Below are 9,026 nucleotides of genomic sequence, written 5' to 3' on the forward strand. Positions count from 1 at the left end.
AGGCGATGCTGGACAGCCCGTGGCGTTACTTGTTGGACACAGCCTTCTTGAGGTTGGAGCCAGCCGAGATCTTCACGCCGTAGCCGGCGGGAATCTCGATTTCGTCACCGGTGCGGGGGTTGCGGCCCTTGCGGGCGGCGCGCTCGGTGCGCTCCACGGAGAGCAGGCCGGTGATCTTCACGGCTTCACCCTTGGAAAGCGAATCGACGAGCACTTCCTGGAGCGCGGCGATCGCCTTATCGGCATCGGACTTGGACAGGCCGGAACGGTCGGCGATAGCTGCGATGAGCTCTGTGCGGTTAACGGACATGAAAATACCTCTCGATATCTGTTCAGGTACATGGCTCATAAGAACCACTAAGCAAAAATGTAGCGGAAACTGGCGCCAAAGTGAGAATTTTCTGCGAAATCGCCGCGTGTCGGTTAAGACATACATCACAACTCCCACCAATTTCCACAGTTGTCACAGGTTTTGCGCGGCCTCCCCGCCTCCATTTACCGGCGCACGGGCCTGGTTTCAGGGCATAATGAGTAAGGTTCAGGATGCCTCCGGGCCGGTCAGCACCGCGAAAGCGAGCACGCGGGCCGAGGCGTCGTCGTCGAAGAAAGGTTCCCCGGTGTCGCGACTTGTCGCTTTCATCCGCTCCCATCCCCGCCCCTTCAAAATCACTTTCTATGTGCTGGTGATCGCCGGGGTGGCGGCCGTGGCTCGTACCCAACTTCAGGAGTTGAGCGGGGAGCATATGGCGCGGGTGCTCAGCGAGACACCGCCGGTAGTCCTCGTGGAGCTCGTGGCTCTCGGTTTCCTGGCCTTTACCGCCACCGGTATTTATGACATTTTCGCTTCGCGGCATTTCGGCGTGGAGGTCCCGGTGGGAACCGCCGTGAAAATCGGGTGGATTGCCCAGGCTTTCAATAATTTCGCGGGGCTGGGCGGGCTGACCGGCGGGGCGATTCGCTCGCGCTACTACAAGCGGGCCGGGGCCTCCACGAAAGCCGCCGTGGATGCCAGCGTGGCGGTGTGGGCCGCGAATCTGCTCGGACTTTTCGCCATGCTGCTGGCCACCCTCCCTTTCGCCTTCCGCTATGACGGGCGTTTCCTCATCGTGCCCGTGGTGGCATGCCTGTACATCCCGGTGTATTTCCTGGCCGGCAAGGTGCATATCTGGAAGATTGACCTGCGCGCCACCGCGATCGGCACCCAGAACTTCCGGCAAAAACTCCAGATGCTCTTCGCTTCGGTTGCGGACTGGCTGGCCGCGGCGGTGTTCTTCTGGATTTGCGTGCGCACGTTCCTGGGCGAGGTTTCTTTCGTGCAGGCGGTATTTGTGTACGCCACCGCAACGCTCGTGGGCCTGCTCAGCTTTATCCCGGCGGGGCTGGGAACCTTCGACCTCACCGTTATCGTGTTCTTCCAGCACCTCGGTTTTGATTCCTCCACCCTGGTGCTCGCGATTATCGTTTACCGGGTCACCTACTACGCGCTGCCGTGGCTGGCGGCCACCGTGTACTGGCTGGCCGAATACGCCTACCCGCGCCTGGGCCTGGAGGACCGGGATAAGCGCGAACGCTGGCTCATTAATGCACTCTCCACCGGCGTGGTGATCCTGGGGATTTTCTCCATCGTCAACGCTTTCGCGCCTTCTTTCTACGCGCGGGTGGCGCTACTACATGTATTCCTCCCCCACGAAATGATCCGCTCCTCGCGCATCGTCTCGCTGCTGGTGGGCATCATGCTGCTCATTTTGGCGCGCGGGGTGCGCCAACGGGTCAGCCGCGTCTTCCCCATCATTTTGATCCTGCTGGGCGTAGCCGCGGTGGCCTCGGTGGCGCGCGGGCTAGATACCGGCGCGCTTATCGTCATCATTCTGTTCTCGATTCTGCTCTACCTGGCGCGCGGGGCCTTCAACCGCGAACCCCTCCCCTTCGAATGGCGTTCTTTCGCGTTTTCCGCGGTGATCGCGGTAGGTATCCCGCTGGCAATTTTCGCATGGCGCTGGATCCACGGTGCCCCGCAGGCGCACGTATACCCCACCGCGCACGCCCTTCTCACCGGGCTAAGCATGATCTGCTTCGTTTCCCTTATTTCCCTCGCGCTGCTCTTCTCACGTTCCCGCGCCCCGCATTTCGAGCTTCCCACCCCGGCCGATGTGCAGCGTTTCGAGGCCTTCCTGGCCGAACACAATGCCGGCAACGCTTTCACCCACCTCTTCTACCTGGGCGATAAGCAGGTCTTTTATTCCTCTAACGGGCGCGCAGCGCTCCTCTACCGCCCCTACCGTTCCTCCATGCTGGTACTCGGTGATCCTTTCGGAGATGAGGCTACTTTCGAGGAGCTTTTCGAGGAATTCGTCACCTATGCCGATGAGCACGGCTGCTCGGTCGCGATTTACGAGATTGCGGATATCTACCTGGGGGCATGCGCGAATATCGGTTTCTCCTTCGTGAAAATCGGGGAGGATGCCACCGTGGATCTGGCCACATATTCCAATGTTGGTAATAAGGGCAAGGTATTCCGGCGCATGCGTAACCGGATGGGTGAAAAAGGCACCCATTTCGAGGTGCATTTCCCGCCCTATACTCCTGAGTTCCTGGAGCAGCTGCGCGAGGTTTCGGATGCGTGGCTGGGCAAGCGCGCGGAGATGGGCTTCTCCCTCGGTTTCTTCGATGCTTCCTATATTGGCCGCACCCCGGTGCTGCTGGTGCGCGGGGAGGAACGTATCGAAGGTTTCGCGAGCCTCATGCCGATGGCCCCGGGTGTTGCTTCCGTGGACCTCATGCGCATCCGCCCGGACGCGCCGGGCGGCACAATGGACGGTATTTTCGTTTCCCTTATCGAATGGGCGAAGGACAACGGCTATACCCACGTGAATCTGGGGATGGCGCCGATGTCTAATACCGGAACCACGCGCTTCTCGCGGGCGCGCGAAAAGGTGGTGCGTGTGATTTACGATTTCGGGGACCGTCTCTACAATTTCAAGGGCTTGCGTTCCTATAAAGAAAAGTTCAAGCCGCGCTGGCAGTCCCGCTATCTTGCGTATACCGGTACGACGGCGCTCACCCCGACTATCCTGGGCCTGCTCGATGTTATTCAGCATCCGGATCGCAGCCGCGGGGCAATTCCGCTGCAGTGGAGCCTCCCCGCGCCTTGCCCGAGTGCGGGCGACGACGCCGCAGCTGCCGTTCCGGCAGCTGACGCTACGGCTCCCGCGGACTCTGGAAAGGAAGGTGCCTGATGGCAAAGCGGCCCTCGATGCGTGATCCCGAAACACCGATGTCAGAATTTGGCACGGTGGTGGTGCGCGAGCCTACCCAGAGTGCTACTAGTGCCTTGCTCAACGCTTCACAGCCACGCGAATTTGAGCTGAAAGAAGCCCAGCGAAAGGATGCCGATACACAAGTACGTGCTCTTTTCCCACAGGCACACATTTGGCACCTTCACGCGCGCCCGCGCCGGAATGCACTCAAAGGAATTACTGCTTTTATTGCTAGTATCTTCGACCTTGACCTCTTCCAGATCTGGTTCAAGGGAAAGGCACCGCGCGCTTTTTACCTGGTAGATCAGGGGATGCGCCAGCTCCTTGTCCGGGTGACGGATGCCGATCTTGAGGCGATTGTGCTTCCCACGCCACCCGCGCCCGTATCCAAGCGGCGCTTCACCATCGGGCGGGATGAATTCTTACGTGCCGACGAGGAACTGTCCTGAATAGCGGGCACTATTCTTCCTGGGCGGCTGCTACCTTCTGAGCCGAGGCTTCTTTCCGGGCGGCTGCTGCTTTCTGGGCGCGGCGGCGCTCTTTCCACGTCATGCGCGCAAGCACCCCGATGGTGGCCAGCACTGCCACTCCGTACGCGATAGCGAACCACGGGAAGCGCGGCAGATCGGAGGGTTTATTCGCGGCTTCTACGTCCGCTACCGGGGTGGGGATAATGCGCTCCCCCGTGACTAGGATGCGATGGGAGTTAATGCCGAGCGGGGTGCAGGTGACCAGGGTGACGAGGTCTTTGCCTTCTTCTACCCGCAGGGTATCGGTATCTTCGGGTGCTACTACTTTGGTATCCCGCACGCGGTAGGTGAGTACGTCTCCGAAGACTTCAATGGTGAAGGTATCCCCCACATTGACTTTGTTGAGGTCGGTGAACATGCGGGCGTTCGCGAGGCCGCGGTGCGCGGTGATAACGGCGCGGGTGCTGGGCCCGCCTACGGGTAGTGAGGTGCCTTCCAGGTGGCCGGCCGCGCGGTTGAGGACTTCGTCTGAGGTGCCGTGGTAGACGGGTAGGTCAACGTCGATAGTGGGGATGTGCAGTCGGGCCATGAGGCCCTCGGAGTCCGCGGCAAGGATTTTTTCGTATGGCCAGATGCCGTCTGCGGCGGTGGTGTCGCCGGTGCCGGTAGCTTTGCGTTCATTGGCTTCCAGGACCGCGCCGGCGTTGAATGCCTCGTTATAGGCATGCGCGGCGGCGAGCTGGGTGTCTTTATCGGGCTGCGCGGTGGCGATTTGTTCGGAGTACGCTCCGGTGACTTTGGATTGCTCGTATTGGGAGAGCCACGCGGCGGCGTGCGGATAGACCAGTAAGGTGAGTCCGAGGATAACAAGGAGCCCGATGAGGTAGGGCAACAGCAGGTTTTTCTTCATGAGATACAGACCCGGGTGGGGAGGTGCCAGATGGCACCTCCCCACCCGTTCGGTAGGCCGCGAAAGTTACGCGGTCAGTTCTGTGCTTAGGCGTTCACCGCACGGTTGCGGCGAACCTGAGCGACGGTCAAGCCACCAGCAGCACCCAGCAGCGCGAGGCCACCGAGGGTGAGCATGAGCTGGCCGGCAGCACCGGTCAGCGGCAGGTTCGGGCCGTCATGCTTGGTGTTGTCGATGGTGTATTCAACCTGAGTCGACTTACCCTTGTTGACGGTAACAGCCTTGACCTCAGTGTTGATCACGTAACCGGTCGGAGCCTTGGTTTCCTTGAGATAGAAGGTCTTGCTATCGTCCTTGCCAAGCACAAGGCCGACGAAGCGCACCTGACCATTTTCGTCGGACTTCGCCGTAGCAATCACGTTGGTGTTGTTATTGGCATCTTCCTGAGTCGCGTAGATAGCGAATTCAGCGTCCTTCAGTGGTTTCTGATTATCCTTATCCTGCTTAAGGACGAGGAGATCACCGACCTTAACCTTACGATCACCAGGGGTAGTACCGGTGCCGGGGTTGTATTCATTAACAATCGGGCCGAAAGAGTTAGGGATCAAACCTTCATCGGGAAGACCGGTAATCTGGGTAGCCAGCTCAACCTTGAATACCTGACCCGCAGTGACCTGAGCAAGACGTTCGGTCTTCAACTCGATGGTCACAGTTTGCTGAACCTGCGTATCAGTTTCAGCCTTCTCATTAGGAGCAACGGTAACCGTGTAATCAGTGTTCTCAACCAACGGCTGATCACCAAGAGTCACAACCGCGCCCGCATACTTGAGGTGCCGGTCGAGCTGATCGACGATGCCGACCTTGGTGTAAGTTTCGTCCTTGCCGAGAGCAGGAACCTTGTACTGAATATCCCACTTGACGGTATCGCCAACCTTCTTGGCGTTATCTTCGCGAAGAGTCTTCGTTCCATCATCAGACACGGTGTTCTTCGGGTAGGCGTGAACGTCGTAAATCCATTCGGCCTTGTTGTTTACCTTCGAAGGGAAGGGGATGGAGACGAAGAAAGGCTGAGCCTTCTTAATTACCTTGTGCGGACCGGTATCGCCTTCACGAACCAGGTAAACACCAGCATCAAGATTTCCAAACGTGGCGGTACCGTCAACAGCGGTGGTTCCAGGCGTCTGTGTAGCGTTAAGAGCAACATCGGCACCCTTATAGGTGACCTTATTGGTTCCCTCATCGTACTGAAGTTCGGAAATTTTAGCCCAATCCTCATTCTTGGTGAGATCAATACCGTCAACCTTCTGAATGGTGAATTGAACATCATTCATAGCCTTAGCGGTTTCCGGCGGCGTGAGCTTCTGGCCGTTGTTTTCCAGGTTCCAAGCAGGGTTCTCATACTTGTGAACAATGATCGAGCCCTTGCGGGTGAGATCCGGGTTACCAAGTTTGTCGTTCTGCGGAGCAGCGTGGGCCCCGGGTGCGAGCACCAGACCAGCGGCGCCCAGCAGGGCGGTGATCAGGGCGGCGAGCACCGCGCGGATAGATTTCTTCAGCTGCATGGTAGTCCTCTCCGTGATTGCAGCACATATTGCTTCAATTAGTTTTGTGGTTATTTCTGCCCGAAGGGCGGCGTTAGCTGCACAGTGTGACGTGCACAGCTCTCAGTGGCTGAGCCTTATTTCACGCTCACCCCCGGTTTCGCCGTCTGATCATCACGATGCTCACCAGGAGCACAGCTCCCCCGAGCACCGCGAAGCCTGCCGTGCGGAACGCGTCCTCGCTCCATCCACCGGTGAGTGGGAGCGGCGGTGCCTCACGAAGCTTGTTATAAATCGCGCCAAGATTCAGTTCCACGGGCTCGTTACGGTCATTCGTGACCGTTGTGGCGCCCACCTCCACGGTTTTCACCTCGGTGGACTTCACGTAGCCCAGCGGCGCGGTCTTTTCTTCCAGGGTGTAGGTACCCCAGGGAACGTTTTCCAGCCGCAACTTACCCGGGCGCGGATCCTGATCCTGCCAGAGCTTTGTGGCCGGGCACGCCTGCGCGGTCTCCCCCACGCAATCGCTTACCTCGAAAGGCCGCCCATGCTGATCACGCACCGTCCACACGGATCCCTTGAGGAATTTCTCCGACCCGGTTTCCTTCTTCTCCCACACGATAGTGCCACGCACGCGATCATTCTTAATGATGACCGGCGGATTCTGCTGCGCCGTCGTTACTACCTGGGGAGCACCCGCAGGCCGGTAACCGCGCGGAGCAGATACTTCATCCACCACGTAGCGCCTGCCGATCAGCACGTTATCCCACCTAGCCCGACCGTATCTATCCGTGGTGCGCTCGCCTTGACGCGGCTCACCAGCATCGCAACGGCCGTTCCCGTTGGTATCCTCGCACAGGTCGAAAACGGCACCGGGCAGCGGATCGTTATAATCCGCGTCGCGCTTCTCCACGGTCAAGGACGTCATCTTCGGGGTATTCAACACCGAACACGTGAGATTACCGTTCACAGCAGGCGAGGTCACTTCCCCGACAAAGGCACCGCCATCCTCACGTTGGTTTTGAACCCGAACATTCCGCCCCAGCTTGTCCGTGCAGCTCCATACTTTGTTGTAGTCACTGAGGGACGACGCCGACCCTTCCGCCAGCTGCTCCTTAAGAACATAGACACGATCCCGGCCACGCAGCAACGTAGATGTGGGCGTTTGAGAACCGGTGGTTTGACCCTTCGTCGTCATAGACACGGAGAAAATACCGTCCCGGGGACTACCGTCGGGCTTCCTACCAGGGTTCTTTTCTTCAACGCTCACCGTGAACTGGTCGCGGTCATTCAGGCGCTGAGTAATGTTCTTTTCAGCGGTAATAGTAGGAAGATCCGGGCAGCCTTCAAGATCAACAATGTTTTGGTCAGACCATTGCCCGTTCTCATTGCCTTGAGGAGCGTCAGGCGTTTTGAAGACGGGGTTACCGCCATTCTTCACTTCGCCGGAAACAATATCGACTTCGTAAATCGCGCTGCGCGCAAAGCCGCCCCGCCCATTGGAAGCACCCGGATTCTGCCCGGTATAACGCCCCGAGATATAGAACGAACCGTTCGACCCGGCCGCAAGTCCACCGGGCTCAAACATCATGATATTCATGTGGAAAGAGCGAACGAGTTGAGCGGGAAGTTCGGGGAAATTCTTGTTGCGAATAGTGTTAAGGTTGATTTGTGGCTGGCGAGCATTATTCGCGGTCGCGTACTGGCCAGCGGCAAGCGCGTTGTTATAAGCATCCTCGAATGCCTTGGCGTCGATACGGTCAATACGCATCTGGGTGAGTCCGGAGAAATCGCGGCCCCGGTTGTTCAGGCGGCCTTCGGCAGAACCTGCGAGAAGATAGAGATTGCCGTCCTTATCGAAGATCATGTCAGAGAAAACTGCCGAGGACAGACTGCTAGAACTCACATAGCCAAGAGTGACCAGGCGCCGATTTGCCGGGTCGAAGACCATGAGCTTGCGCTTCGACTTGTAATTGGGGCCAGCTTTCGCGGTATCACCGATAAGAACGTACTTACCATCCCGGGACATCGTGCCACCCTTGATAGGCATCCCTGGATTGATGATCTGGTAACTTTCCTGCTGCTGATAACCCTTATCACCGGTATTGGATATGCGCCCATGACTAATCCAGGTAAGCGGATTTGTTCCGGGCTGGGTTGAACCGTCGAATTCAGCGTGCCACATAGAGCCATCCGCCGCGATGGCCAAGGCGTCGTAACCCCGATTCTTCCCCGCGCCGGTGTCTTTCTTCCATTCCACACGCCCCACCGGTTCAGAACCGAGCCGCCCGTTCGACCCGACGGTAATACGGTTGATTTCGCCTTTACCGGAGCTCATGGAGTAAAAACCGCGGCCGCTGCACTGCTCCATAGAAGTTTCCCGCACATTACGCGGTGCGAAACGATTCGGGGGTGCAGCCAGCAGGCTGGCCGAGCCGTCACGCGGAGCGGTTTCCGGCTGCTCAAGAATTCCAAGCTGTTCACGCCAGCTCTTCTGGGCCCGATCCAACGGAGTGGTGGCCTCTGCGGTTTCCGCGGCACTCGGATCAGTCTCCGGTGACGGGGTAGATTCGGTGGTGCCGGCTGCACCTTCTGCCGTTTCCGCTTCTGCCGCGCCTTCTTCAGTGATGGGCGACGGCGCTGCCGGGCTGGCGGGCTCGGGCTGCGCAGGATCCGTGGCGGCGGTGCCAGGCTCCGAAGTTTCCGAGGTGGGCTGGTCACTAGTGTACCGTCCGTGAAATAGCTTACTGGTGATGGTATTATTGATCCATGTCGCACCCCGCTAAACCACTCGCCTTGAGTGACGAGGAACGAAGCACCCTGGAAAAGATCTACAACTCACCATCAC

Annotated in this window: 6 protein-coding genes; 2 read left to right on the forward strand and 4 right to left on the reverse strand. The window is 58.6% G+C overall.

Annotation, left to right across the window (positions count from 1 at the left end):
• Positions 1–25 precede the first annotated feature (25 nt).
• On the reverse strand, positions 26–310 hold the full coding sequence (locus DDD64_RS06335; RefSeq protein WP_016442950.1) for an HU family DNA-binding protein: 285 nt from the start codon (positions 308–310) through the stop codon (positions 26–28).
• A gap of 217 nt (positions 311–527) precedes the next feature.
• Between DDD64_RS06335 and mprF the strand changes: the two genes are divergently transcribed.
• Together mprF and DDD64_RS06345 are read left to right on the forward strand one after the other, a co-directional pair.
• Positions 528–3,236: a bifunctional lysylphosphatidylglycerol flippase/synthetase MprF gene (gene mprF, locus DDD64_RS06340; RefSeq protein WP_126135555.1), complete on the forward strand. Its 2,709-nt coding sequence runs from the start codon at positions 528–530 to the stop codon at positions 3,234–3,236.
• Positions 3,236–3,706, forward strand: coding sequence for a hypothetical protein (locus DDD64_RS06345; RefSeq protein WP_126135556.1), 471 nt, complete (start codon positions 3,236–3,238; stop codon positions 3,704–3,706). Before mprF ends, DDD64_RS06345 begins: the two co-directional genes overlap by 1 nt.
• Before the next feature lie 10 nt (positions 3,707–3,716).
• On the opposite strand, the gene DDD64_RS06350 is transcribed toward DDD64_RS06345, so the two are convergent.
• The 3 genes from DDD64_RS06350 to DDD64_RS06360 all read right to left on the reverse strand — a co-directional run bounded on the left by DDD64_RS06350 (position 3,717) and on the right by DDD64_RS06360 (position 8,687).
• The gene (locus tag DDD64_RS06350; RefSeq protein ID WP_126135557.1) at positions 3,717–4,637 is read right to left on the reverse strand and encodes a class C sortase; all 921 of its coding nucleotides are present in this window, start codon (positions 4,635–4,637) and stop codon (positions 3,717–3,719) included.
• An 86-nt stretch (positions 4,638–4,723) separates the two neighbouring features.
• Positions 4,724–6,199: a SpaH/EbpB family LPXTG-anchored major pilin gene (locus DDD64_RS06355; protein WP_126135558.1), complete on the reverse strand. Its 1,476-nt coding sequence runs from the start codon at positions 6,197–6,199 to the stop codon at positions 4,724–4,726.
• A 127-nt stretch (positions 6,200–6,326) separates the two neighbouring features.
• Positions 6,327–8,687 carry an MSCRAMM family protein gene (locus DDD64_RS06360; RefSeq protein WP_126135559.1) on the reverse strand — a complete coding sequence of 787 codons (2,361 nt, stop codon included), beginning with the start codon at positions 8,685–8,687 and terminating at the stop codon, positions 6,327–6,329.
• Positions 8,688–9,026 lie beyond the last annotated feature (339 nt).

It is taken from the genome of Actinotignum sanguinis (assembly GCF_003957255.1).
Lineage (GTDB): Bacteria > Actinomycetota > Actinomycetes > Actinomycetales > Actinomycetaceae > Actinotignum > Actinotignum sanguinis.

Coding starts and splice junctions, on each gene's coding strand:
- DDD64_RS06350 (WP_126135557.1), bottom strand. CDS start 4,637: ATGAAGAAAAACCTGCTGTTGCCCTACCTCATCGGGCTCCTTGTTATC.
- DDD64_RS06355 (WP_126135558.1), bottom strand. CDS start 6,199: ATGCAGCTGAAGAAATCTATCCGCGCGGTGCTCGCCGCCCTGATCACC.
- mprF (WP_126135555.1), top strand. CDS start 528: ATGAGTAAGGTTCAGGATGCCTCCGGGCCGGTCAGCACCGCGAAAGCG.
- DDD64_RS06345 (WP_126135556.1), top strand. CDS start 3,236: ATGGCAAAGCGGCCCTCGATGCGTGATCCCGAAACACCGATGTCAGAA.
- DDD64_RS06335 (WP_016442950.1), bottom strand. CDS start 310: ATGTCCGTTAACCGCACAGAGCTCATCGCAGCTATCGCCGACCGTTCC.